Annotated in this window: 25 protein-coding genes, 1 tRNA gene and 2 pseudogenes; 10 read left to right on the top strand and 18 right to left on the bottom strand. The window is 59.7% G+C overall.

Features of this window, described 5'->3' with window-relative positions; all coding sequences use genetic code 11:
* Nucleotides 1–37: 37 nt before the first annotated feature.
* The 8 genes and pseudogenes from AC07ZE_RS17015 to AC07ZE_RS17050 form a co-directional block, all read right to left on the bottom strand.
* On the bottom strand, nucleotides 38–697 hold the full coding sequence (locus tag AC07ZE_RS17015) for a hemagglutinin repeat-containing protein (protein WP_207265832.1): 660 nt from the start codon (nucleotides 695–697) through the stop codon (nucleotides 38–40).
* A gap of 39 nt (nucleotides 698–736) precedes the next feature.
* A pseudogene (locus AC07ZE_RS17020) lies at nucleotides 737–1,126 on the bottom strand (NHL repeat-containing protein); the annotation flags it as partial.
* A 16-nt stretch (nucleotides 1,127–1,142) separates the two neighbouring features.
* A pseudogene (locus AC07ZE_RS17025) lies at nucleotides 1,143–1,843 on the bottom strand (transposase).
* A 101-nt stretch (nucleotides 1,844–1,944) separates the two neighbouring features.
* A complete protein-coding gene (locus tag AC07ZE_RS17030; RefSeq protein WP_207265833.1) occupies nucleotides 1,945–2,235 on the bottom strand; it encodes an immunity protein CdiI family protein in 291 nt (96 codons plus the stop codon).
* Nucleotides 2,232–4,919, bottom strand: coding sequence for a DUF637 domain-containing protein (locus tag AC07ZE_RS17035; RefSeq protein WP_404940869.1), 2,688 nt, complete (start codon nucleotides 4,917–4,919; stop codon nucleotides 2,232–2,234). The genes AC07ZE_RS17030 and AC07ZE_RS17035 overlap by 4 nt, the downstream gene beginning before the upstream one ends.
* Before the next feature lie 15 nt (nucleotides 4,920–4,934).
* Nucleotides 4,935–5,567 (bottom strand): Vgb family protein, encoded by a 633-nt coding sequence (locus AC07ZE_RS17040; protein WP_207265834.1) that lies wholly within the window; start codon nucleotides 5,565–5,567, stop codon nucleotides 4,935–4,937.
* Between the two features lie 36 nt (nucleotides 5,568–5,603).
* Complete coding sequence (locus AC07ZE_RS17045; protein WP_207265835.1) at nucleotides 5,604–6,824, bottom strand: helix-turn-helix domain-containing protein; 1,221 nt, start codon at nucleotides 6,822–6,824, stop codon at nucleotides 5,604–5,606.
* Nucleotides 6,825–7,042: 218 nt separating this feature from the next.
* On the bottom strand, nucleotides 7,043–7,597 hold the full coding sequence (locus AC07ZE_RS17050) for a MarR family winged helix-turn-helix transcriptional regulator (protein ID WP_404940870.1): 555 nt from the start codon (nucleotides 7,595–7,597) through the stop codon (nucleotides 7,043–7,045).
* A gap of 134 nt (nucleotides 7,598–7,731) precedes the next feature.
* Between AC07ZE_RS17050 and AC07ZE_RS17055 the strand changes: the two genes are divergently transcribed.
* From AC07ZE_RS17055 to AC07ZE_RS17065, 3 genes are read left to right on the top strand one after another with little or no spacing between them, the layout of a single operon-like run.
* Nucleotides 7,732–8,472 (top strand): hypothetical protein, encoded by a 741-nt coding sequence (locus AC07ZE_RS17055; protein ID WP_207265837.1) that lies wholly within the window; start codon nucleotides 7,732–7,734, stop codon nucleotides 8,470–8,472.
* Nucleotides 8,472–8,732, top strand: coding sequence for a DUF2024 family protein (locus AC07ZE_RS17060; RefSeq protein ID WP_137805294.1), 261 nt, complete (start codon nucleotides 8,472–8,474; stop codon nucleotides 8,730–8,732). Before AC07ZE_RS17055 ends, AC07ZE_RS17060 begins: the two co-directional genes overlap by 1 nt.
* A 4-nt stretch (nucleotides 8,733–8,736) precedes the next feature.
* On the top strand, nucleotides 8,737–9,015 hold the full coding sequence (locus AC07ZE_RS17065) for a Rho-binding antiterminator (protein WP_137805181.1): 279 nt from the start codon (nucleotides 8,737–8,739) through the stop codon (nucleotides 9,013–9,015).
* Nucleotides 9,016–9,023: 8 nt separating this feature from the next.
* On the opposite strand, the gene AC07ZE_RS17070 is transcribed toward AC07ZE_RS17065, so the two are convergent.
* Nucleotides 9,024–9,773, bottom strand: a complete 750-nt coding sequence (locus AC07ZE_RS17070; protein ID WP_207265838.1) for an SDR family oxidoreductase — start codon at nucleotides 9,771–9,773, stop codon at nucleotides 9,024–9,026.
* A 99-nt stretch (nucleotides 9,774–9,872) separates the two neighbouring features.
* Here AC07ZE_RS17070 and AC07ZE_RS17075 point away from each other — a divergent pair, with 99 nt between their 5' ends.
* The 4 genes from AC07ZE_RS17075 (at nucleotide 9,873) to AC07ZE_RS17090 (ending at nucleotide 12,628) form a co-directional block, all read left to right on the top strand.
* Entirely contained in the window at nucleotides 9,873–10,829 is a 957-nt protein-coding gene (locus tag AC07ZE_RS17075) for a LysR family transcriptional regulator (RefSeq protein ID WP_207265839.1), read from the top strand.
* Between the two features lie 202 nt (nucleotides 10,830–11,031).
* Nucleotides 11,032–11,484, top strand: coding sequence for an Ohr family peroxiredoxin (locus tag AC07ZE_RS17080; protein ID WP_095195211.1), 453 nt, complete (start codon nucleotides 11,032–11,034; stop codon nucleotides 11,482–11,484).
* 80 nt (nucleotides 11,485–11,564) lie between these two features.
* A complete protein-coding gene (locus tag AC07ZE_RS17085; RefSeq protein WP_207265841.1) occupies nucleotides 11,565–12,017 on the top strand; it encodes an Ohr family peroxiredoxin in 453 nt (150 codons plus the stop codon).
* A 152-nt stretch (nucleotides 12,018–12,169) separates the two neighbouring features.
* A complete protein-coding gene (locus tag AC07ZE_RS17090; protein ID WP_175388882.1) occupies nucleotides 12,170–12,628 on the top strand; it encodes a MarR family winged helix-turn-helix transcriptional regulator in 459 nt (152 codons plus the stop codon).
* A 62-nt stretch (nucleotides 12,629–12,690) separates the two neighbouring features.
* Here AC07ZE_RS17090 and AC07ZE_RS17095 read toward each other — a convergent pair whose 3' ends face one another.
* Both AC07ZE_RS17095 and AC07ZE_RS17100 read right to left on the bottom strand, forming a co-directional pair.
* Nucleotides 12,691–13,791 carry a polyamine ABC transporter substrate-binding protein gene (locus AC07ZE_RS17095; RefSeq protein WP_207265842.1) on the bottom strand — a complete coding sequence of 367 codons (1,101 nt, stop codon included), beginning with the start codon at nucleotides 13,789–13,791 and terminating at the stop codon, nucleotides 12,691–12,693.
* 294 nt (nucleotides 13,792–14,085) lie between these two features.
* Nucleotides 14,086–14,160 (bottom strand) — tRNA-Gln (locus AC07ZE_RS17100).
* Between the two features lie 334 nt (nucleotides 14,161–14,494).
* Between AC07ZE_RS17100 and AC07ZE_RS17105 the strand changes: the two genes are divergently transcribed.
* On the top strand, nucleotides 14,495–16,207 hold the full coding sequence (locus AC07ZE_RS17105; protein ID WP_207265843.1) for an amidase: 1,713 nt from the start codon (nucleotides 14,495–14,497) through the stop codon (nucleotides 16,205–16,207).
* A gap of 131 nt (nucleotides 16,208–16,338) precedes the next feature.
* On the opposite strand, the gene AC07ZE_RS17110 is transcribed toward AC07ZE_RS17105, so the two are convergent.
* The 7 genes from AC07ZE_RS17110 to AC07ZE_RS17140 form a co-directional block, all read right to left on the bottom strand.
* Nucleotides 16,339–17,229 carry a SphA family protein gene (locus tag AC07ZE_RS17110; protein WP_207265844.1) on the bottom strand — a complete coding sequence of 297 codons (891 nt, stop codon included), beginning with the start codon at nucleotides 17,227–17,229 and terminating at the stop codon, nucleotides 16,339–16,341.
* A 155-nt stretch (nucleotides 17,230–17,384) separates the two neighbouring features.
* The gene (locus AC07ZE_RS17115; RefSeq protein ID WP_207265845.1) at nucleotides 17,385–18,446 is read right to left on the bottom strand and encodes an NADH:ubiquinone reductase (Na(+)-transporting) subunit F; all 1,062 of its coding nucleotides are present in this window, start codon (nucleotides 18,444–18,446) and stop codon (nucleotides 17,385–17,387) included.
* Between the two features lie 10 nt (nucleotides 18,447–18,456).
* Entirely contained in the window at nucleotides 18,457–18,816 is a 360-nt protein-coding gene (locus AC07ZE_RS17120; RefSeq protein WP_207265846.1) for a phenol hydroxylase subunit P4, read from the bottom strand.
* 136 nt (nucleotides 18,817–18,952) lie between these two features.
* Nucleotides 18,953–20,485 carry an aromatic/alkene/methane monooxygenase hydroxylase/oxygenase subunit alpha gene (locus AC07ZE_RS17125; protein ID WP_207265847.1) on the bottom strand — a complete coding sequence of 511 codons (1,533 nt, stop codon included), beginning with the start codon at nucleotides 20,483–20,485 and terminating at the stop codon, nucleotides 18,953–18,955.
* Nucleotides 20,486–20,532: 47 nt separating this feature from the next.
* Nucleotides 20,533–20,805 carry an MmoB/DmpM family protein gene (locus tag AC07ZE_RS17130; RefSeq protein WP_095195199.1) on the bottom strand — a complete coding sequence of 91 codons (273 nt, stop codon included), beginning with the start codon at nucleotides 20,803–20,805 and terminating at the stop codon, nucleotides 20,533–20,535.
* Nucleotides 20,802–21,797: an aromatic/alkene monooxygenase hydroxylase subunit beta gene (locus AC07ZE_RS17135; RefSeq protein WP_207265848.1), complete on the bottom strand. Its 996-nt coding sequence runs from the start codon at nucleotides 21,795–21,797 to the stop codon at nucleotides 20,802–20,804. Before AC07ZE_RS17135 ends, AC07ZE_RS17130 begins: the two co-directional genes overlap by 4 nt.
* Before the next feature lie 42 nt (nucleotides 21,798–21,839).
* Nucleotides 21,840–22,094 carry a phenol hydroxylase subunit gene (locus tag AC07ZE_RS17140; RefSeq protein WP_207265849.1) on the bottom strand — a complete coding sequence of 85 codons (255 nt, stop codon included), beginning with the start codon at nucleotides 22,092–22,094 and terminating at the stop codon, nucleotides 21,840–21,842.
* Between the two features lie 156 nt (nucleotides 22,095–22,250).
* Here AC07ZE_RS17140 and AC07ZE_RS17145 point away from each other — a divergent pair, with 156 nt between their 5' ends.
* Nucleotides 22,251–22,403: a hypothetical protein gene (locus AC07ZE_RS17145; protein ID WP_207265850.1), complete on the top strand. Its 153-nt coding sequence runs from the start codon at nucleotides 22,251–22,253 to the stop codon at nucleotides 22,401–22,403.
* 72 nt (nucleotides 22,404–22,475) lie between these two features.
* Nucleotides 22,476–24,158, top strand: coding sequence for a sigma-54-dependent Fis family transcriptional regulator (locus AC07ZE_RS17150; RefSeq protein ID WP_207265852.1), 1,683 nt, complete (start codon nucleotides 22,476–22,478; stop codon nucleotides 24,156–24,158).
* The last annotated feature ends 67 nt before the right edge of the window (nucleotides 24,159–24,225 follow it).

Here is a 24,225-nt window from a genome sequence, read left to right on the forward strand (position 1 = left end):
GTGATGACGAACCTGTGATTTAACGCCTTGATAGCTGTCACTCCCGACTAAAGAAAACGCATGCCTTATTTACGCAAATTGACCGCCATGGGCAAGTGGAGGCCCTCGGTTTCAACGGGATATTGAAGACGGAGCTTTTGCTCCCCGCAAAAAAATAATTGACCGCCATGTCGTTGCCCGCGCTCATCGCGACATTGCCGCCAGCCGTGATGGTGCTGGCGATTTGTTTGACGTGGTCTTCCTGGGCCGTGACTTTTTTGGTCTTGTAGTAGGAATGGCTTTCATCGGCACCGGAGGCGATGGTCATGTCGCCCTCCACCGCCAGGTCGATGTTGCGTTTGGCGGTGATCTCGCTGGCGACGATATTCATGTCGCGGCCAGCGCTCATGGTGATGTCGCGCCCGGCGTTGATGCTTGAGCCGAACTGGGTGACCGAACTTTTCTGTTTGCCTCCGGTGTCGCTGCTTTGCTGTTCAGCGGAGACGATGTTGATGTCGCGCCCGGCTTCGATGTCGGTATCACGACCGCTGGTGATGACGCCGCCCGTGTTCAGCACGTCCCTGCCCGCGCCAATGGTCAGGTCGTTGGCCGCTTCAATCCGCGCGGCGCTGTCCAGGTAGTCACGTTGCTGGGTGTTGCCTTTGTTGCTGAAGTCAGCGGTGGTGACGGTTCGCTCGTTGATGACATCCGAGCTCATGAATTGCTTGAGGTCGGTGAGCAACCACCGCCAGGCGCGTTATGAGGGACGACGCACCACCCTCACCCGCCCACTGTTGCCACCGCCACAGAAAAACCGCTCGCCACCGTCGGACTCAAGCCCCGAAACGCCGATACCGGCCGGCATCTTCAGGCTCTGCAGCACCTCGCCGGTTTGCGAATCGATCCGGCGCAGTTCGCCTTCATCCCCTTCCCATGTGCCATGCCACAGCGCGCCCTCGACCCAGGTCACCCCAGTGACAAAGCGATTGGATTCGAGGGTGCGCAGGATCGCGCCATTCTCGGGATCGATCTGGTGGATTTTGCGTTCGCGGTACTGCCCGACCCAGAGCGTGCCTTCGGCCCAGGTCAGGCCCGAATCGTTGCCACCACCGGGGGCCGGGATGGTGGAGAGTACGCGGCCGGTCTGGGAAAAGGGGACAGATTTATTTTACCAATCCACGCCTTGGTCGGCCCCGCCCACGTTGCTCTATTCGTACACCTACAATTCGCTCTACCTCTTCCAAGAAACGGCTCGTCCCCGTCAACTGACCGCGCTGTAAAGCATCGCGAATCAGTCTGATCTCATCAGCTGGAATAGCTTGGCGCATGAACACCTCGTATTGACGACACTGCTCCACCAATGTGTTACCCAGATCAGCAAAGCAAGGGTCAATATCCAGCCAATGGCTATCAGGTACTTCACCGACCCGGCTCCGATAGCTGGACCACAGGTAATCCGCAGCATCGGACACCATCCGAGCACGTACAGGATTCAATTCAATGTAACGACAACAAGCAAGTAAATAGGACTCCGACTGCACGACACTTGACTTGTATCGGCTTTCCCACAGGTTGCCTGAACGCCCTTCCAGCCGATTGCGATAACGCGTCGCACGTGCTGCCAGGGTCTTCATCAGTTGCCCCAACCCAGCGATCGAGTCGCCTGGAGCAAGCAGCAGATGAACATGATTGGTCATCAAACAATAGGCATAGAGATTTACGCCAAATACATCCTTGAGTTCGCGCAGATCCGCGAGATAGCGCTGATAGTCCTCCGCGAAGCAAATACCACCTGGCGATTATGGCCACGCTGCACCACATGGTGCGGATGGTTCGGTAATACGACACGTCCCATTCTGGGCATATCTGACTCCTCCTTCCATGGAAGCCTTCAGCGTAGCAAAGAAGAAAAAATAAATATGTCCCCTTTTCCGTCCTTGCCTCCCTTCGCTAGCACCATTTTCGTTATCGGCAATATTCAACCGTATAGTTCTTCTCGAGTTCTTGTTGTATCAGTTTAGCCAGTTTTTCACCTTCGGCAATGTGTCGAAGCTCTGCCTCAGGCGTGATAAAACCTGAATCGGGTGGATAGTCGCTGTTGAATGTCGCTTGATACTCACTGTCCCACTCAATTATTTTGGACTTAAGCTTTTGAGAAAGTGGCAAATCTTCAATATCGACGTGCCCCATTCTATCCGTATCTGGACAGAATATTGGCCCCGCCAAATACTCATTAGTTAGTCTTAACTTAATCATGGTAATGGTTTCCAAGAACTGACCGGATTAGCACGAACTACGAAGCCATTTGAGCCTACTCCAACCGCAATATTTTGCTCAACACCATTGTATGTGATCCGATAAACATTCGCCGAACCATTGGTCCCAATAATTTGCCCACGTTCAAGGGCATTCATTACAACATTTGGAATGTCATCACGTGAAATCCCTTTATTGAAAAAATCGACTTCGTGTCGCTTGAAGATGTGCTGCAACCCAGCGGCATCAGTGCCTTTTTCCAGCCAGACAGTCCGGCCATCTGGCAACCTACGGATATCAACAACATTTTCTGGTGTGATCTTTGTACCTACAGGCAAGCTTGTGATCAATTCGTCCCTCGTCAGAGTCGAACCGGATACTCCTTTTGCGCTGGAGCTAGCAGCCTCACCTTTTGCAAACCACGAACCCGCCTTTCCGAGTATAGCGGCTAACCCCAAGCCTGAGAGTTCTCCAGCCATGAACTCGCCCCACGCCTTGACGAACTCATTCGCCGGCTGGACGCCATCAAACCCTTGACCTTGCGCCAGCGCTCGGGCGACCTGATCAACCTCTTCAGCTGAAGCCCCTTGGTTTTGCATGTACTCAACTAGGGTAGTTGCCGCTTGCCCATATTCGGTTAACCCCGGAGGCAGGTGGTCGCCGAAGTTGTACTGGGTACCGTTCTGCGCCACCCATGCGCCGGTCTTCAGGCTGTCACTGTCCGCATTGCTTTGTGTGGCGGCGGCAAGCAACCCCACCAATTGCGAACTCATGCTGAGTAGATTCGAATTGCCTTGCACGAACGTATTGAGCTGCACTACCAGTGCTTCATTCGCTCCCGCAGCCAGCGCACCTGTCTTGAAGTCCCCGCCGCTGATTTGAGCCAACAGGCCACCCACCATGGCGTGAACCATGATCTTCTGAAGACTGCCGTCGGCGCCCGAAACATAATCTCCTACCGCATGGAAGCTCGCAGCCGCCAACGTATTAAACAACGTACTTTGCAGTGCATCGCCCAGGTCACCGCCCTGGCCCATGATCTTACTCAACGCCGTTGACGTGCTGTTTTGCAACCCTTGGCTGGCCGCGAACTGACCAATCCCTTTCCAGGTGCTGAGATTTGAGGTTATTTTTCCAGTGACAGAGTCGGTCGTGGTGCCGGTCCAGTCATCGAAGTAGCCAGCGGTCATGCCCGCCGTGATGCCCGTAATGGCGTAACCTTTTAGCGCGTCACTGGAGGTCACGTCTTTGATGACGGCCCCAAGATTGCCCCTGTTATTGATCGTACTGACGGTGGCACCACCGGCGGCCGACGTCGCCACCGCCGTCAGCGCGACGTTTCCCCACCCAGCGGCGGTCGCAGCCCCGGCAGCGGAGGTGCCGGCAGCGGCCATGGCAGTACCAGAACCTGCCGTGGCTCCTGCTGCAGAGCCTAGTGCTGCGCTTGCTGCTCCGGCCGTCAAGGCAGCTACAACGATCATGATCGCCAATACAGCACCCGCGCCGAGCCCCGAGTGACTGTATTTGAAGCTGTCATGGACCTCCTGCACAATGCGCCAATCGACATCTCCGCGAGCCTCGGCTTCTTTCAACCAGGCTAGGCTCGGATCAGCTTGCACCATGCTGTCGATAGTCTGGCTCACCGACTTCTCGTCGATCTGTTTGATGTCGATCTTCAGACCATCGACTGCCTTGATTGCCAACTCGCCCTGCGCCACAAGCTGACTCTGACGCAAAGTCTCATCGGTATTGCCCTTACCCTTGGCACTGGTCCACGCGAGGCTATTGCTGCTCTTCTCGTGACTCTCCTGATGCAGGTCCTTCACCGCTTCAAAAGTAATGCTGCCACCACTGTCCAGTGTCAGGTCCCCACCACTGTTGAGCTTGGCCACCTGATAGCGCTGATCCCCGCCGCTGACCAGCGTCAAATCGCCGCCGGAGGTGATCTCGCTTCCGACATGAGTCACTTTCGTGACTTCATCCCGTCGGGTTTCCTTTTGGCCGAAGCTGCCTTTTTTCTTTTTGTCGTACAGCGAATAGTCCGTGTCTTGAGCGGCCAACAGTTCGAGGTTGTTGCCCGCGACCAGGTAGGCCTCGTCACCCGCCGTGATGCGGCTGGAGATGACCGCCATGTCGTTGCCCGCGCTCATCGCGACGTTGCCGCCAGCCGTGATGGTGCTGGCGATTTGTTTGACGTGGTCTTCCTGGGCCGTGACTTTCTTGGTCTTGTAGTAGGAATGGGTTTCGTCGGCGCCGGAGGCGATGGTCATGTCGCCCTCCACCGCCAGGTCTATGTTGCGTTTGGCTGTGATACCGCTGGCCACGATGTTCATGTCGCGGCCAGCGCTCATGGTGATGTCGCGCCCGGCGTTGATGCTTGAGCCGAACTGGGTGACCGAACTTTTCTGTTTGCCTCCGGTGTCGCTGCTTTGCTGTTCAGCGGAGACGATGTTGATGTCGCGCCCGGCTTCGATGTCGGTATCACGACCGCTGGTGATGACGCCGCCCGTGTTCAGCACGTTCCTGCCCGCGCCAATGGTCAGGTCGTTGGCTGCTTCAATCCGCGCGGCGCTGTCCAGGTAGTCACGTTGCTGGGTGTAGCCTTTGTTGCTGAAGTCAGCGGTGGTGACGGTTCGCTCGTTGATGACATCCGAGCTCATGAATTGCTTGAGGTCGGTGAGCAACCACCGCCAGGCGCGTTATGAGGGACGACGCACCACCCTCACCCGCCCACTGTTGCCACCGCCACAGAAAAACCGCTCGCCACCGTCGGACTCAAGCCCCGAAACGCCGATACCGGCCGGCATCTTCAGGCTCTGCAGCACCTCGCCGGTTTGCGAATCGATCCGGCGCAGTTCGCCTTCATCCCCTTCCCATGTGCCATGCCACAGCGCGCCCTCGACCCAGGTCACACCGGTGACAAAGCGATTGGATTCGAGGGTGCGCAGGATCGCGCCATTCTCGGGATCGATCTGGTGGATTTTGCGTTCGCGGTACTGCCCGACCCAGAGCGTGCCTTCGGCCCAGGTCAGGCCCGAATCGTTGCCACCACCGGGGGCCGGGATGGTGGAGAGTACGCGGCCGGTCTGGGGGTCGATTTTCTGGATACGGTCCAAGGCGATCTGGTACAGATGCTTGCCATCGAAGGCGGTGCCGGCGTGGGCGGCGACGTCGATCGAGCGCAATGTGCGGCCGCTGTCGGGGTCCAGGGCCTGGAGCTTGTCGGTGGCGGCGAACCATACCTGTTGCCCGTCCCAGGTGAGGCCGTGCACGGTTTCGACGCCTTCAAAGGGGCCATACTCGCGGAGAATTTCGGCTGCTGACTGTTTCATTTCACGGTTCCTCGAAAGGGGTTGGTGGCGTTCATCCTAGCCACCGGGCAGCGGAACCGGGAGTAACAAGGTCGTCGCGAAACCCGGTATCGGTGGGGTCAGCCAGCGTCGTGCCCGCCCCTGTCCGAACGACTGCACCTTGCCCGCCTCTGCCAATGTATCGAGCATGCGCTGCGCAGTGCGCTGACTGATACCCAACGCCAGCGACAGCGCCGAGCTCGACCATGCTTCACCGTCGTTGAGCAAGGCGAACAGCGCTGCATGTTTTTCCTCAACCGGTGGTGTGAGCAGCACAACGTCGGCTGAAACCTGTGGGACCAGTGCAAAGCCGCGTTTGGTGGCAATCACACCGGCCAAGGGTTTGAGCGCTGCACGCAGTCGACCGATTTCGACCCGCAACCGGGCGCGATGGGATTCATCGCTGAGCTTCAGGCGAAAGGCTCGGGCGATGAGTGTTTGCCGAGACACATCGCCAGGCCAGGCTTCGGCCAGTGTTCGCGCAAGGGTGAACAGGATCGGCCGCGTCGATAACGACACCGACATGCCGGCGCCACGCACAACGTATCGACAGGCATCCACCACCAGCGATGTCGAGGCGAGCACCGCTTCTACTTCGTCAAGCAACAACGTTCGCTCTTCACCCTGGGCCAGCCAGCGTGCGGCGGGACTGTCGAGCAGCCGAACGGCACTGGCGACTTCCGCCTCCAGCGCGGGGATGGCGGATTGCCGGGCGGCGAGTTCAGCCCTGACGAGGGCCGCACGCGCCGTGTGTGAGTGCAGGTGGCGCATGGCGATCCCCGCCGTCACCAGTTCATGGGTGGCTCGCAGGGCTGGCGGCAGGGTGGCGGGGTCAAGTCGGGTGAGTTTTTCCTGTGCCTCATCCAGTTGCCCGATGAGCACCAGGCGGCGGATATCCAGATAGCGCGCATGGGCCGCGTTGACCCAATCGCCATGAGCCTCCAGCGTGAGCCGCGCGGCGTCGAGTGCTTTCACGGGCCAGCCAAGGTCCCGGGAAGCCAATGCGATTTCCGCCTCGGCGACAACGCACCGCGCCCGGGCTACCGCTTCTTGCGGTCCGAACGCCCGCGCGGCCCGGCGCACCAACACCTTGGCCCGCACCAGATCCCCCAGTTGCGCCATGGCGATCCCGCGTAGCGCCAGTGCGGGAGCGTCTTCGCGCAAGGCAATCCGGTCGAGCGCGCCGAGGGGATCACCGGTGGCCAGCGCCTGGGCGGCGGCGGTGATCAGCGAGTCCATTGCGGTTCTGCCATGCGAGGGCGCTCCAGCGTCGGATAGTCGTTGTGAGTCTATCTCAGACTTTCTGTGCCAGTACTGACGCCTTCGCGGCGGTGCGGCGATCCGACGAGCCCCGCTCCAGTTTTTTTGCCGTTCACAAATTTTGCGGTCGACACATAACCTGTGGGAGCGGGCTTGCCTGCGAAGAGGCCATTGAAAACAGCGGAAATCCTCCCTGCTTATGCCGGATCGGGAACCTGATGCTCCCGACAAATCAGTTCGATTTCCCGTGGCTCCAGCGGCTCCTGGGTCAATCCACAAAACGCCCCGCCCGCCACGGTCTGATGGAAACGGCAGGTTCGGCACAACCCGAAGCCCGGCACGTCTTCCCCCTGTTGAATATTGCGCAGCAGCTCCAGCAACAACCCCTCCAGCACCCGCGCATCAGCCCCCATGCGCCCGGCGGCGGCGACCAGAAAATCCGGTGGCGTCACGGCGTCCAGCAACGCCTGGGCCGGCGGCGTCAGCATCAGGTGTACGCTTCGTTTGTCCCGAGCATCCGGCCGTTTGATCAGCAGACCTTTGCTTTCCAGGGCCTTGAGCGATTGCGACACCGTGCCTTTGGTCAGCCCCAGATATTCGGTCACCGCCAAGGGTGTATCGGAGTAGCGATTGCAGCGGCCCAGGTACATCAGCGCACTCAACTGAATCGGCTGCAGGTCCGTCAGTAGCGGGTGCTCGCGAAACCAGACGCGCGTCAGGCTCGACAACCTTTCCAGCAGATCAAACAACACGGGGGTCATTCCTGATTAAAAATGTTGATAAATAGTATCGGATAAAAACCATATTGACAAAAGCATCCCTTGCCGTAGGCTTTATGGTGTCGATTCGAAACAGTTATTCCACCCATTTTGAAAGGGAGGCACCCATGAAAACCGCACTGGCATTGAGCCTTGGCGCCCTGCTGGCGTCACAAGCCTGGGCCCATGACTCGCAAGGCATCCAAAGCGACAAAGGCAAGACCGACGCAGCGTTCGACCTGGTCAATACCCGCGTCTCCAAGGAAGGTAACGACCTGGTGTTCGAGCAACTGGTCGACGGCAAGGCCGGCAGTCGCGTGCCGACCGCCAAAGGCTCGTTCGCCGGCGCCGAGGTGTACAGCTATGTCTGGCCGACCAGCCTCGACAGTTCCGCCGTCGGCTTCGAAGCCAAGTCCGGCATCCTCGCCCTGGCGCTGACCTCGCACCCGGACTTCGACGACACCCCGCAACTGGATGAAAACAAGGACGGGAAGAAAGACAACGATGGCGGTCTCTGGCACGCCCACTGGGTGGTGCTGACCAAGGATGAAAGCTGCGGGCCTGGCGGTTTGAAAGTCCGCGACATTCCCAAGGATGCCAAGCCCAAATTGCCAGCGACCTGGCCGGGTGCGCCCCTTTACATCGACTCCCCCGGCTACGACCTGAGCATCGAGAAAAACGCGGCGAAAATCCGGGTGCCGCTGGCGGCGGTCGGGTTCCCGGAAAGCTTCAATTATGACGGCGTCACCGCTGCACTGAAGGTCAATGCCGATCTGCACAACCCGTTGCTGTGCGTCAGCAGCGTCTATGACATTGCCTCGGGCGATCTGTCGCTGCCGGGCACCTGGAAACTGAAGGAGAGCAAATGATGAGCATCAAGGTCTTCGATACCCACGTACGCACCAAAGACGGCCGCTACCTGCACTTCGATGTGTTGATCGAGGATAACAATCCCGAACTGGCGAAAACCTATGCGCGTCGTTTCCTTGATGAACAAGGCGTTCAGGATCAGGATATTGCCCAGGACCGCTGCCAGTTCTGCCACGTCGAACCGTCCAATCCAGAAGTGGCCGCGGCGATCGCCGAGCAGGGTTACTTCATTCTCAAGCTGCAAGGTTGCCGGGAGTAAAGCCATGAACACCTATCAGCCCTTGAACTGCGACCTGCATGACTATCTGGAAATCGCCTGTCTGCGCGGTTACCGACTGGATGTGGAATTGAAGGACGGCGCGCGCTTGCAAGCCAAGGCGCTGACCACCCGAACCGCCAGCAGCAAGGAAGAATTTCTCTGCCTGGAAACGGCTGACGGCCAGCAGGAGGTCCGCCTGGACCAACTGCTGGCCATCACACCGCTGGACGCCAATGCGCAATTCGGGCGAGTGGTTTTTTCGGATGCGGTCTGCACCTTCTAGCTACGATCTCAGACCAGCGACATGCCACCGTCCACGTGCAACTCGATGCCGTTGACGTATGAGCTGTCGCTGGACGCCAAGTAGAGCGCCGCTTGCGCCAACTCATCGGCCTCACCCACGCGACCGGCGGGAATCATGTCCGCCAGCATCTGCATGAAGCCTGGACGCTGTTCCTCTGAAACCCCCAGTTTGCCGATGATCGCCGTATCGACCGGGCCCGGGCTCAGCACGTTGACGCGTATCCGCCGCGCTCGCAGTTCCAGCGCCCAATTGCGTGCAAACGCCGCGATGGCCGCTTTGGACCCCGCATACACAGCGTGCCCCTCGAACACTTTTGTCGCAGCCAGCGAGCTGGTCAAAATGATGCTGCCACCGTCACGCAACAACGGCACGATCGACTGCACACCGAAAAACACGCCACGGGTATTGATGTTGAATTGCGCGTCGAACTGTTCTGGCGTGACCTGCTGCGAAGGCGTCGAGGTGACGACCCCGGCGTTGGCCATGTAGATATCCAGCGCCCCGAATCGCTCGCGGACTTGCGCGGCCACCTCGGCATGATGCACAAGACTGGCGACATCGCCCTTGATGCCGATGGCGCCATGACCGATCTGGCGAACGGCGTCGTCCAGTACCGCTTGCCGTCGGGCCGTGACAATCACTTGCGCGCCCTCTTTGGCAAACAGGCACGCCGAGGCCAAACCGATACCGCTGTTGCCGCCGGTGATCACCGCGACCTTACCTTGAAGACGTTGCATCTGCTGACTCCGCTTGTTGAAGAAGCGCAGTATCATGGCGCGCGCATCCAGCCAACCAGTCCAGCAAAAGGCACATCTGTTGTGCTGCGGAGTCACAAGATGTCGAGTCTGTTGAGTCAATCCGCCAGCCTGATAGCCTTCGTCCGCGCTGTCGAAGCCGGCTCGTTCAGCGCCGCCGCACGCAACGCCGGGACCACACCTTCGGCCATCTCCAAAAGCATTGCCCGGTTGGAGACGGAGCTCAAGGCCAAGCTGTTCCGCCGCTCCACGCGAATGCTCAGCCTGACGCCCGAGGGCAGGGCCTTTTTCGAGCGCGTCGCGCCGCTGCTGCAAGCCATCGATGACTCCGCCGACGCCCTGCGGGACAGCGGCGATGCGCGCGGTCACCTGCGGGTCAGCATGCCCAGTGAGCTCGGGCGATTGCTGATGCCGCGGATCAGCTCGGTGTTCCTCGCCGATCACCCCGACCTGGAGCTGGACCTGACGTTGCTCGATCACCGTGTGGAACTCATTCGCGAAGGTTACGACGTGATTTTCCGCGTCGGCCCCCTCGCCGACAGCGACTTGAAAAGCCGCACCCTCGCCCAACTCGACATGGCACTGGTGGCCTCTCCGGCGTTCATCGATGAATGGAGTAACCCGACCTCTATCGAAGCGCTGCGTGCCCTGCCCTTCGTGCGCTATCAGTTGAACGGCCAGACCCTGCCCATCGTTTTTGCCAACGGTGAAACCCTGGTCCCGCGTGGCCGCATTGGCCTGGACTCGGGGTTCGGCCTGCGCGCCGCGGTACTCGGCGGCATGGGGGTGGCCTACCTGATGAAATGCACGGTGCAGCAAGACCTGGATTCAGGTGCCTTGATACAAGTACTGGCCGATCACCCGCTGCCAACCCGGGCGATTCATTCGCTGCATGCCTTTGGCACGCTGACGCCGATCCGGATCAAGCTGTTTGCGGATTTTGTGCAGCAGGAGTTGCAGCGGTTGGGTTCCCCGATTACCTGTGGGAGCGAGCCTGCTTGCGAAGAGGCCATCACCTCCAAGCTCCCCATTGACTGACCTGCCGCGTTCGCGAGCAGGCTCGCTCCCACATTTGGATCGCTGAAAGGCCGTTACGCATCCGCCTCCGACCATTCGTCGCCAAGATGGAAAAATACCCCTTGACGTCGATTGGGTTCTGCGGGAATATCATTTCCATCGGATGCGATCTAAACGCACACGACACTAAATCAAACCTGATTGTACCCACGAGGATTCAACCATGAGCAAGATCGAAAAAGTCCTGGCCACCGGCAAGACCCACACCACCCTCAGCAGCGCTGACAACACCTTGCGTGGCCACAACGGCAACCTCGACATCGAGCTGTCGTCGCCCGGTTCCGCCAAGCCGGATCACGTGTTCGCCGCCACCCAGCCACACCCGAAAGCCGAGCAACTGTTCGCCGGTGCCTGGTCGGCCTGCTACACCGCAGCGGTCGGTCTGGTGGCCCAGGAACGCAACATCGTCTTGCCAGCTGATCTGGCCGTCGACATCGAAGTCGACCTGGGCCAGACGGGTCCGGCCTACTTCCTTCAGGCCCGACTGACCCTGCGTGTACCGGGGCTGGCGCAGGATGTCGCGACCGAGCTGGCGCACATCGCCGATTCCATCTGCCCTTACTCCAAAGCAACACGCGGCAATATCGACGTTGCCCTGAACGTAATCACGGCGTAAATATTTTTGCTGCAATATTAATATCGCATACGATACAAGCGCATGCGAACATTACAGACTGTAAACCCGAGGGAATCATCATGAGCAAGATCGAAAAAGTACTGGCCAGCGGCAAAACCCACACCACCCACAGCCGCACCGGCACCACCTCGCGCGGCCATAACGGCAGCCTCGACATCGAACTTTCGTCGCCCGGCAGCACCACTCCGGCACACGTGTTCAACGGCGTCCAGCCGCACCCGAAAGCCGAGCAACTGTTCGCCGGCGCATGGTCGGCCTGCTACATCGCCGCCGTGGGTCTGGCCGCCCAGCAAGCGAAAGTGACACTGCCGGCGGATCTGGCGGTCGATATCGAAGTCGATCTGGGCCAGACCGGTGCGGAGTACTTCCTCCAGGCTCGCCTGACCTTGCGTGCACCTGGCCTGGACCATGTTGTCGCCACCGAACTGGCGCACAAGGCGGACGCCATCTGCCCGTATTCCAAGGCAACCCGCGGCAACATCGACGTCACCCTGAATGTCGTCACCGCGTAGCGCACCCTACGGTCGGTTTGCCAGGCGTTTCCCTGGTGAACCGGCCGTCGGCCTTTACACGGCTTGAGGCGACCGACGGGTTCGAGCACTTCCGACACCATCGCATCCGACGTATAGTTTCAGCCTGTCAAGATCGGCCAAAGAGATCACCCATGAAAACCACCGACAAGCCATCCGCCCTGGATCTCAAGCTCTCCGACTTCCTGTGTTTTGCGGTCTATTCCACCAACCTGGCCTTCGGCAAGGCCTACAAGCCGATGCTCGAACGGCTCGGCCTGACCTACACGCAATACATCACCCTGGTTGCGCTATGGGAGGAAGACAACCAGACCGTTGGCAGCCTCGGTGAAAAGCTGTTTCTCGAATCCAACACCCTGACGCCGATCCTGAAAAAGCTTGAGGCAATGGGGTATCTGCTACGCCAGCGCGATCCGGAAGATGAACGCCAGGTGCGCATCAGCCTGACGAAGGAAGGTCGAAACCTGCGCTCGGAACTCACCGAAGACGGCTTCCCGCAAACCGGTCTTGATCCGGATGACTTCGTGCAGATGCAGCAGGCGATCGTGGCGTTGCGCAACAACCTGATTCGCACGACGAATGCCGATAAATAACAATTGAACGACTGTGGGAGCGAGCCTGCTCGCTCCCACAGGGGTTAGATTGAGTTCAAACGTTATTTATCGGACTTGATCGCCGTCCAGACCCGCGTACGCACCCGCTCCATCTTCTGCGGCAACGGCTGCACGACATACAGGGTTTTCAGCGCCTCGGGGGTCGGCGTCAGGTTCGGGTTGCCGGTGATTTCCTTATTGATCAGTGCCAGCGAATCCTTGTTGGCATTCGGGTAACCGAGGAAGTCGCTGATCGGCGCAATGACTTTCGGGTCGAGCAAAGTGTTGAGAAACTCGTGGGCTTCTTCAACGTTTTTCGCGCTTTTGGGAATGGCGAAGGTGTCAAACCAGATCGGTGCACCCTCCTTCGGCAAGCGCCAGTCGACCACCACGCCGTTGCCCGCTTCTTTGGCGCGGTTGCCGAACTGGTAGAAGCTGCCGGAGTAACCAATGGCCACGCAAATATCACCGTTGGCGATGTCGGTCATGTACTTGGCGGAGTTGAAGTAGGTGACGTAGGGGCGAACCTTCAGCATCAGCGCCTTGGCTTTTTCGTAGTCGTCCGGTTTCTGGCTGTTCGGGTCCAGCCCCAGGTAATGCAGGGCCAACGGCAGGATTTCCGAAGGCGAGTCGAGCATGGCCACGCCACAGGCCTTGAGCTTCTGCATGTTTTCCGGCTTGAACACCAGATCCCAGCTATCCACCGGCGCATTCTCGCCCAGCGCCGCCTTGACCTTGGCCGGGTTGAAGCCGATCAGCACGGTGCCGTACATGTAAGGCACGCCGTACTGGTTGCCGGGGTCGTTGGCGTCGAGCAGCTTGAGCAGTGCCGGGTCCTGATGCTGCCAGTTGGGCAGCTTCGACTTGTCGAGTTTCTGGAACACGCCGGCCTTGATCTGAGTTTCGATGAACTGGTTCGATGGCACCACCAAGTCGTATCCGGAGTTGCCGGTCAGCAGCTTGGCTTCCAGCGACTCGTTGGTGTCGAAAGTGTCCCAGGTCACTTTGATGCCGGTCTTCTCGGCGAAGTCCTTGGGTACGGACGGCAGGATGTAATCTGCCCAGTTATAAACCCTCAACTCGCGCTGTTCGGCGTGTACCGCGCTGGCCAGCAGCGTCAGCCCACAAACCGTGGCGCCCAGGATGCGTTTCATGGTTTCCATGGATCAGTTCCCCAATGTCAGCTCGTTGGTTTTTGTTTTTCGTAAACGGCAGCGGCCTGAAGAATAGCCAAGGGCAAAGATGATCAAGATTCTGGTTATGGATTCAGCTGGTGCTGCTGAGTCAGCGGCCCGTCGATTCTTGCTGACAGCCTGGACGGTTCACAGCGTGAGGCAGGCCAAAAGGAGATCGAAATGGCCATTATCCGTGTCCGGATGGATCAGGTCCGCATCTGGGGGATAATCCGCGGGCATAAAAAAACGCCAGTCCCTGTCGGAACTGGCGTTTCTTGAAGATGGCAGGGGCGGCTGGATTCGAACCAACGCATGGCAGGATCAAAACCTGCTGCCTTACCGCTTGGCGACGCCCCTGCAGATACCGCGATGAGTGCCTGGCACTCGATTCCTGATTCACCGCCTGTTTAACGGGCTGTGCTGGAATGCGCGGAAATTTACCAACTTTTACTTCAACTGGGAAGCCCCATCGATCACAATTTTTCTTTTAAAACAGCTACTTGTTAATCGGGTCCGCTACGGCTTGGTGCAAAATAGACCGCCAAGGGTTGAAATCCCGATGCCGCCGCGTAAGGCTGTGCAACCCGTACCGTCTTGAAAACCCTTTTCAGAGAAGTGATGTCCCTGTGGTCAAGTTTCCCCGTGAGGCAAACACTCACCGAATTCCCTATCAGCAGCCGGTGGTAACCGCATGATCGAAGTCACCGAAGTTTCCATTGCCCAATTGCGTACTGCACTCGAGTCAGGTCAAACCACGGCTGTCGAGCTGGTCCAGGCTTACCTCGCCCGCATCGACGCCTACGACGGTCCCGCTACCCCGACCGCGCTCAATGCCGTGGTAGTGCGCAACCCGGATGCACTCAAGGAAGCGCAGGCGTCCGATGCCCGTCGGGCCAAGGGCCAGACACTGGGTCCGCTCGACGGCATTCCTTACACGGCCAAGGACAGTTACCTGGTCAAAGGCTTGACCGCCGCTTCAGGCAGCCCCGCCTTCAAGGACCTGATTGCCCACCGCGATGCATTCACCATCGAACGTCTGCGCGGCGCCGGGGCGATCTGCCTGGGCAAGACCAACATGCCGCCGATGGCCAATGGCGGCATGCAGCGTGGGGTCTACGGTCGTGCCGAGAGCCCGTACAACGCGGCCTACCTCACCGCCCCGTTCGCTTCGGGTTCGTCGAACGGTGCCGGCACTGCCACCGCCGCCAGTTTCGCCGCCTTCGGCCTGGCGGAAGAAACCTGGTCGAGCGGTCGCGGCCCGGCGTCGAACAACGGTTTGTGCGCCTACACGCCGTCGCGCGGGGTGATCTCGGTACGTGGCAACTGGCCGTTGACGCCGACCATGGACGTGGTCGTTCCGTTCGCCAGGACCATGGCCGACCTGCTAGAAATCCTCGACGTGGTGGTGGCCGAGGACCCGGATACCCGCGGCGACCTGTGGCGCCTGCAACCCTGGGTGCCGATTCCGAGCGTTGCTTCGGTACGCCCCGCTTCCTATCAGGAACTGGCCGTGAAGTCCGATTCCCTAGCTGGCAAGCGCTTCGGTGTGCCTAAGATGTACATCAACGCCGACCCTGAAGCGGGCACGAGCGAAGCGCCAGGTATCGGCGGCCCCACTGGGCAGCGCATCAACACCCGTGATTCGGTGATCGGCCTTTGGCAAGCCGCACGCCAGGCCCTGGAAGCCGCCGGGGCTGAAGTGCTCGAAGTGGATTTCCCGCTGGTATCCAACTGCGAGGGCGATCGTCCTGGCGCGCCGACCGTGTTCAACCGCGGGATCGTGTCCAAGGAGTTTCTGCACCATGAATTGTGGGACCTGACGGCCTGGGCCTTCGATGATTTCCTGCAAGCCAACGGCGATCCGAAGTTGAATCGCTTGGTGGACGTCGACGGTCCGCTGATTTTCCCTCACGACCCGGGAACCCTGCCCAACCGCGAAGGCGACCTGGCGGCCGGTATGGACGAGTACGTGAAGATGGCCGAACGCGGTATTACCCCGTGGGACCGGATCAGCACAGTGCCTGACGGGCTGCGCGGTCTTGAAAAGACCCGCAAGATCGATCTCGAGCAGTGGATGGATCGGCTGGGCCTGGACGCAGTACTGTTCCCGACGGTGGCCGACATCGCCCCGGCAGATGCCGATGTCAATCCGGCGTCCGCGGATATCGCCTGGAGCAACGGTGTCTGGGTGGCCAACGGCAATCTCGCGATCCGCCACCTGGGCGTGCCCACGGTGACCGTGCCCATGGGCGTCATGCCGGACATCGGCATGCCGGTCGGGCTGACCTTTGCCGGCCGGGCCTATGACGACTCGGCACTGCTGCGCTTTGCGGCGGCATTCGAATCGACCGGCAGCAAACGCCAGATTCCGCCGCGCACCCCGCCGCTGTCTGCCGGCAAATAAATAACCTGTGGGAGCGAGCCTGCTCGCGAAGGCGTCGGCACATCCAATATTGATGTGTCTGATACGCCGCTTTCGCGAGCAGGCTCGCTCCCACAGGTTCTGCAGTGATCACACAGTCGTGGACTGCATTCTCAAAACGGCACGGTCAGCTTCATCCAGTACGCATTGCCCTGCGCCCGGTTACGCACGCCGGTTTCCTGCTCCCATTTCCCCGTGACAATCCACCCCGCCTTGCTGGTGTATTTGATCGACGGCCCGATGGCCAGCGAGCGCCCCTTGTTATTGTCAATCGTCTCGCCGTTCTGGCGGTCGTCGGTGACCTGTCGATAGTAGTAGCCGCCGACGCCCAGAACCCAACCGTTGCCCAGCCCCCAGCCGGCGGCATAGTCGACATGAAACTCCTGCCCCGAACGGTAGTCGGTCGCCGGGTTTTCGCGGTTGAAGTCATACATGATCTTGGCATCGAGGTTGAGCCCGTTCGGGTCGATGTACGACATGGCGTAGACCGGTTCGATGACCCAGTAATTGCGCCCGGTGTTGGCCAGGTCGCCACGGTCGTAGCGACCGGTCGGGGCGATCATGTCCAGGGCGAGGATGCTGTGGAATTTTTCGCTGTGGTGAAAGCCCAGCGCCGGGCCGAAGATCACATCGCCCAAGCCTTGTTTGCTTTGCGACTGGCCGTTGAGCTCAACCTTGAGATCCACCAGCGGCACGATCGCGTGCAGCGCCACGCTGGCGCCAAACAAGGTGTAGTCGCTGACCCAGATCAGCCGCGGGGTGATGGCATTGGCGCGTACACGAAAATCCACCGGGAGTTTGCGACCGTCGTTGCCACGCAGGTTGTCGGCTTCATAGTGAGTGACGAACAGTTGCCCGTAGAAACCCGGCGGCGGCATCGCACCGGACAGGTAGTTTTCCGCACCCAACGGGTAGGAAGTGCCGCCGCCTTCGGTGGCGTGGGCTGCCAGAGGCAAGGCGGTCAGTGCAGCGGTCACGATCAGTTTTGTTGTTGTGCGAGTCATGCAGTTCAACCTTTATTGTTGTTATTGGCTCCTGTGGGAGCAAGCCTGCTCGCGAATGCGTACTGGACGGCGACACTGGTGTTGGATGTGCCGGCCTCTTCGCGAGCAGGCTCGCTCCCACAGGGAAGCTGTGTAGGTCTCAGGTTTGTATGTACTCAGATTCTTTTGAACAGTGCCGAACGCTGGGTTGGTTCGCCTCCATCGGCGGCGCTGTAGAACCGCTCCATGAAGATGTCGCGTTCGAACAGCCGGCCCTGCATCAGGCAGGTAATGGCTGAATCAATCATCACCGGCGGCCCGCACAGGTAGGCCTTGCGGTGGCTGAAGCGACCGTCGAAATGATGCCGGGCGGCGTCGTGCACATAGCCCTTGAACCCCGTCCATTCAGGATCCTCGACCGCCTGGCTGAGCGCCGGCACATAGGTGAAATTGGCGTGATCCCGGGCCAGTGCCTCGAACAGTTCGCAGTTGTACAGTTCGGCGCGGTTGCGCGCGCCCTGGAACAGCACGATCTGGCGGGTATCGCCGGCTTCCAGCAGGTCGAGGATCATCGACTGCGGGCTCGACAACCCGGAGCCGCCGGCAATGAAAATCAAGTCGCCACCTTGCGAAGTGCGGACGAAAAACTGCCCGTACGGTCCGGACAGGTCCACCGTATCGCCGACCTTCAACTCATCGTGAATCTTGCCGGTGGCCAGCCCGCCTTCGACCCGTCGCACATGCAGTTCGACTTCATCGGCACGACTTGGTGGATTGGCCATCGAGAACGCCCGGGTGCCTTCGATCCCCGGCAGTTGCAGGTTGATGTACTGACCGGCCTGGAACGCCATGGGCCGATCGAGCTTGAGGTGCACGCCCTTGATGGTGGGTGACAGGTCCACCAGCGCGCTGACCACCGCGCGATAGTCCTCGACCGGATGCCCGAGGAAATCCGGGTCCGCATCGATATCGGCCTCGATCACCATGTCGCTTTGCGGGATTGCACAGCACGCCAACACTTTGCCCTCATCGCGCTCCATGTCCATCAACGCAAAGGACGACGCCGCGCCCAGGTCCGCTTCGCCTTCCAGTACCTGAACCTTGCAGGTGGCGCACGTGCCATGGCCGCAGGCAAACGGCAGCCACACGCCTTGGCGCAATGCGGCCTGGAGGATGGTCTGCCCCTCTTCCACTTCAATCTGTTCGCCAGTGGGTTCGATCGTGACTTGGTAACTCATGGCCGTGTCCTCAGTTGAAGCTGCCGGCAATGCCGTTCAAGCCAGGGGTGTCGAGGTGCAGCAGACTCTTGTGGTCGATGCCGTTGCCGATCAGGCTCGCCGCGTTGTCCGGGGTGAACGGCTGGTCGTTGAGGCGCCACAGTGCCTGGCTGAAATCAACCTGTGGCGCGTCCGGGTGCCGGGCGATCGAGGGCTTGACCACCTGTTCGATGAAGTCGCCGAACGGCATTGCCGGTGGCAACGGAAAGGTAAACGGGGCACAGAACATCAGGTGTTTTTCCCAGCACAGGTACACCAGTTGCAAGCCGTGGAAATGCTCCTGGCGATCCAGGGGTTGGGCGTTGTAGGCGCCGATGGCTGTCACGGGCATGATCTTTTTCCTTATTGTTGTGAGGTTGAATGTGGGAGCGAGCCTGCTCGCGAATGCGGTGTGTCATCCGACACGCATGTCGACCGACATGGCCCCTGCGCGAGCAGGTTCGCTCCCACAGTGGATCTCGTTTGAGTCAGCCGGCCTTGGCCGGCGCGCTATTGCGATCGTTGGGGTGCCAGTCCTGCCAGCGCCGATGCTCGGTGGAATCCAGGTATTCGAGGTTGTCCTGACCTGGGTTGATGTTGTAGTAGTCGCGCACCACCGACTCGACATCGCCGCCACCGCAGTTGCCCTGCAGGATCTGGTGCACCGGCAACCAGGCCTGGATGTACTTGGTTGGCTCGTATTCGAAGATGTCGCAGCAGCCCTGGGAGCAGAAGTGATAGCGCTCGCCTTCGTGCTTGGCGCTGCGATGGCTCAACGTGGTCGGGTCATCCGGTTCGCCGAACGCCAGCGGGATCTGGCAGATCTGGCAAAGCATCGGCAGGGTCGGGTTGTAGAAGCGTTCGCCCTTCTCTTGCAGCGCCCGCCAGTGCTCGAAGCGTGGGCGGTAGATCTTGTCGAAGGTGTCTGGATATTTGGAGGACAGCCAATCCAGCTCTTCGTCAGTCGGCATCCAGGTGTGGAAGTTGGTCGCCTGGCTGTACTGGTAAAAGATCGACCAGGCCTGGTGGCTGACGTGGTCCTTGCCGATGTTCGCCTCTTCGACATGCTTGGGCGGACGGATGCCGTAGCGTTCCAGGTCCTTGAACAGCGCACCGCCGGCCTCTTCGAAATACACGCCCCAGGCTTCGGACCAGGACATGACTTTGTTCGGCAGCATGTAGTCCATCATCATCCCCACCAGCGTCAGCAGGCGGTAACCGCGCCAGAACCACTTGTCGATCCAGCGCTGGATGATCGGCACGTTATCTTCGTGCTGCTCCAGCAGGAATTTGATCACCTCCAGGCCCAGGGTCATGTGCCGGGCTTCGTCCGATTGCGCGGAGAAACCGAAGGTAACCGTCGCCATGTCGCCATTGAATGCCGCGCCGGACATGAAGGGCACGAACAACAGGTTGGTCAGCACGTACTCGAACGAAAACGAAATCGCCGTGAGGAATTCGAACGGGCCGGCGGTGCGCGCATCTTCAAAGAAAGACTTGGGCACCGAGAGAAACCACACCCGGTCGTGCATGTGGGCAAAATCATGCAGGCCATTGAAGTGTTTGTTGTAGTGACTCATGGCGTGGATCTGGGTCTGCACATGGCGCAGCTCGTCGATGGCCTGCATCTGGCAGGCGATGCGCGCGCCGGCGCCGCTGAACTGCCGGCCGACCCGGGCGAAGCCTTGATAGGCCTGGTACTCCAGCGGCGTGACACCGGACAGAAACAGCTTTAGCGCGTTGACATAACGGGCGTCCGACAGCGTGGTATGGCCGTTGTTCTGCGAGAACGCATCGAAGATCGCGTAGAGCTTTTTTTCTTTCTCGGCCTGGTATTTCCAGTACGTGTCCATGGTCAGGCGGAAGGGGTCTTCCCACTTGTCCCAGTCGGTGATCTTGATCCCCTCGAAGCGCTCGTGAGGGTAGATGTCCTCATGGGTTTGGTAACTCGGCTCCCAGTCCAGGTCACGGGTCATGCAGCGGTATTTTTCTTTGGCATTGAGGCGTTTTTTCACGGCCATGATGGCGCTCCCGAATTCTTGTTATGGATCAATGGCTGCAGGCGTGATCAGCTGTTCCAGTACAGGGAAAAGCTGTCGTCTTCTTCCACGACGTTGCCGCCGAGGGTGATCACGTACATCAGCATTTCCTGGATATCCCAGGGGCTGCCGGTGAGCTGTTCCACCGTGTCGCGCCGAATGTCCAGGCGGCCCTCGGCCTCGATGCGGATCATCGAAGGCTGGTGCTGGATCTGGGCGTGGGGGTTGTCCTGCACGATGGCGTCGACGATCGAGCGTGCGTAGTCGGTGTCCTGCAGGTTCATGTAAACCAGGGAAGTCATGGGCGGGCTCCTGTGAGGCCGAGTTTTTTCAGGCGAGCGCTGAACTCGGTGCACACGCAATCCAGCGCCGACTCATCGAGACCGAGCCCGGCCAACAGTTGCAGTGCATTGACCGAGCGTTGGCTCCAGTGATCGATCCAGCCCTGGACCAGGTCCTTGTTGGCCGGGCTTTCGTTGATCACCGTCTTGAGCAGCGCATCGACCCAGCGCTGGCTTTCGGCGAACCACAGGCGCATGAATTCGGTGAGCATGCCGACCTGCCCGGCGCCATTGGCCGTCAGTTGTTCGTCGAGTTTGTGGAACAGCAATGGGTAAACCAGGCCATCGCTGACCAGGTTCTGCGCCACGGTCAATTCGAACCAGTCACGCACCACCAGGGTGTCTTCGACGTAGCGGCGCATGCCCTGCCACGCCGGATCGTTGAGCCACTGCTGCTTGGCCTGGGCCAGCAGCAGGACGTCGCCGTCATCGAGCATCAGGCCGATCCGCGACAGGTACTGGGCGATGCCCAGACGGTCCATGGCCTGGAACATGTGCATCTGCGTCACGCTGGTACCGAAGCCATCGGCGGCGATGTTGCTGTTGTTCATGTTCGCGCCCATCTCGGCGTGACGCAGGGGCAACAGCAGCTTGCTGATCAGCTGGATGTTGGCGCTGGACAGGCCGGCGAGCATGTCGCGTTTTTCGCAGAAGGCGTAATCGTGCTCGGCGTTTTCCTGCATCTTGGCCCGGGCCTGGACGTAGGCGCCGTAGTAGTACTGGCGGGGGTCGCTGACGGCGTACCAGTCGGCCATGACCACCGCGGTGCGGGTGGCATCGTTGAGCAGCTTGTCCGGCTGCCACAGCGGCCGGTAATGGAAATTGGTCGCCGATTCCAGGTCGAAACTGGCTTCCTGATAACGGCTGGCTACCTTGTCGCCAAACCGGCGACGGGTGTGGCTGAAGGTGTTGCGGATCGTCTCGACGGTGGTCGTCTTGATCTCGACACTCATGGAGTGGACTCCTGTGGTTATTGTTTTTTTAGCAATGGATGGCTAGTCAGCGTCGCGGGTTTCGCCGTAGCGCCACTTGCGCGCATCGGCGTCGAGGGCTTCGGACATTTGCGCATCCATGTGCTGCACGCGGTTGTTTTCGCAGAACTGGCGGAACGCCTGACGCGGCAGCACCAGCTCGACAAACAGATCGGGAAAGCCGATGGCGAAATCGAATTCGACGAAGGTGTCATCAGGCCCGCTGCGTACGCGGATGTAGCGCGGCATCTGATCGAAAGTGCAGCCAGGTTGGCTCATGCTCGGGTACTCCCTTGTTATGTTCGGGGTACGGAGCAACAAGGGTGCCAGTGCGGGAAAATCGTTCGAATTGATTTTTTATTCTTTATAAAACATATAGTTACTTATAAAGCGCGACGCCCACGAACAATCACTGCCCGGTGAAGAGCCCCTCCCGTGAACCGGCAAATTGATCATTTGCTCAATCGTCCCAAGCGCTTTCGAGCAAATGAATCAATCACGCGGCGATTGACTTTTCACTCGCTTTCAGGCCGCTTAGAAAAAGAAAAAGCGACCTTGCCTTGCCTGAAAAAAAACGGTCGCTATTGATGCGTAAAAAAACCGCCATGGCCTGAGCGGAACGCGTCACCCCCAATAACTACAAGCCCAGGGGCGCACGGAATGATCACCACGTACAAGGCTTCCCAACATCCGCCGTCACTCAAGGACCTGAGCGACCAGGTTCGCTTTCACGGGAGCGAGGGCAAGATCTGGCTGAACGAGCAACGCATGCTGTTGATCCAGGTTTCGATGATGGCGTCGTGCAGACGCGAGTTGATCGAGATGCTCGGCGTCGAGCGCGCCAAGGGATTTTTCCTGCGCCTGGGCTATCAATCCGGGCTCAAGGACGCCGAACTGGCGCGCAAGTTGCGGCCCCAGGGCAGCGACCTGGAAATGTTCTTCACCGGTCCGCAACTGCACTCGCTCAAGGGCATGGTCAATGTCATCCCGCAGACCATCGACATCGATCTGGCCAACGGTCAGTTCTACGCCGAGATCGAGTGGCAGGATTCCTTCGAAGTGGAAAACTGCCGGACCGAAAACCTTCATTCCGAGCAGCCGGTGTGCTGGATGCTGCTCGGTTACGCCATCAGCTACAGCTCGTTTTTCGTCGGCCGGCAAATCATCTACAAGGAGGTCACCTGCCGCGGTTGCGGCGATGCCCATTGCCGGATCATCGGCAAGCCGGCCGAGCAGTGGGACGATGCCGAAGAGATCATGCGTTACTTCCAGAGCGACCCGATCATCGATGAACTGCAAGCGTTGCAGGTGCAAGTGGCGAACATGCGCCAGCGCCTGCAGATCGAGGCCGGCAAGTTCTACGGTATCGGCCAGTCGGCGATCTACCGCCGCACCTGCGCGCTGATCGACAAGGTGGCCCTGGGCAAGGCGTCGGTGTTGCTGCTGGGCGAGACTGGTGTCGGCAAGGAGGTCATCGCCCGCAGCCTGCATTTGCGCAGTGAACGCGCCGGCGGGCCGTTCATCGCACTGAACTGCGCCGCCATCCCGCCGGACCTGATCGAAGCCGAGTTGTTCGGCGTGGAAAAAGGCGCCTACACCGGCGCCCAACAGTCACGCATGGGCCGTTTCGAGCGGGCCAATGGCGGCACGCTGTTTCTCGATGAAATCGTCGAATTGACCCCACGCGCGCAAGCCACGCTGCTGCGCGTATTGCAGGAACAGGAATTGGAACGGGTTGGTGATTCACAGACACGCAAGGTCGATGTGCGGGTCATCACCGCGACCCACGAGGACCTCGAAGAAGCGGTCAAGCAAGGGCGTTTCCGCGCCGATCTGTTCTATCGCCTGAACGTATTCCCGGTGCGTATTCCGGCCTTGCGCGATCGTCGCGAAGACATCCCGCTGTTGATCGAACACTTCCTGGAAAAACTCCATGCCAGCTACCGGAAAAAGACCCTGGGTCTGTCTGACCGTGCCCTTCAGGTGTGCCTGAACCACGACTGGCCCGGCAACATCCGCGAGTTGGAAAACCTGATGGAACGGGGCGTGATCATCACCGACGAGAACCAGAGCATCACGGTCGATGCCCTCTTCCCGCATTCACCGCAACTGGCTGAAAGCATTGGCCTGGCCAGTGACGGGCGGCTGGTCAAGACAGCGACTGCGCGCAGCCAGGACTGGGTCGACAAAATCATCGACAGCGGTATCGCACTGGACTCGGTGGAAGATGCGCTGATTCACGCGGCCATGGAGCGCAGCCAGCAAAACGTCTCGGAAGCGGCACGTTTGCTGGGCATGACGCGTCCGGCGCTGGCCTATCGCCTGAAGAAATCGCCCGGTTGAGGAAACTGAACGAACGACGCCTGTGGCAAGGGAGCTTGCTCCCTTGCCACAGGTTTTGTGCTGATCA

The sequence above is a fragment of the Pseudomonas sp. GW101-3H06 genome, from assembly GCF_059424605.1.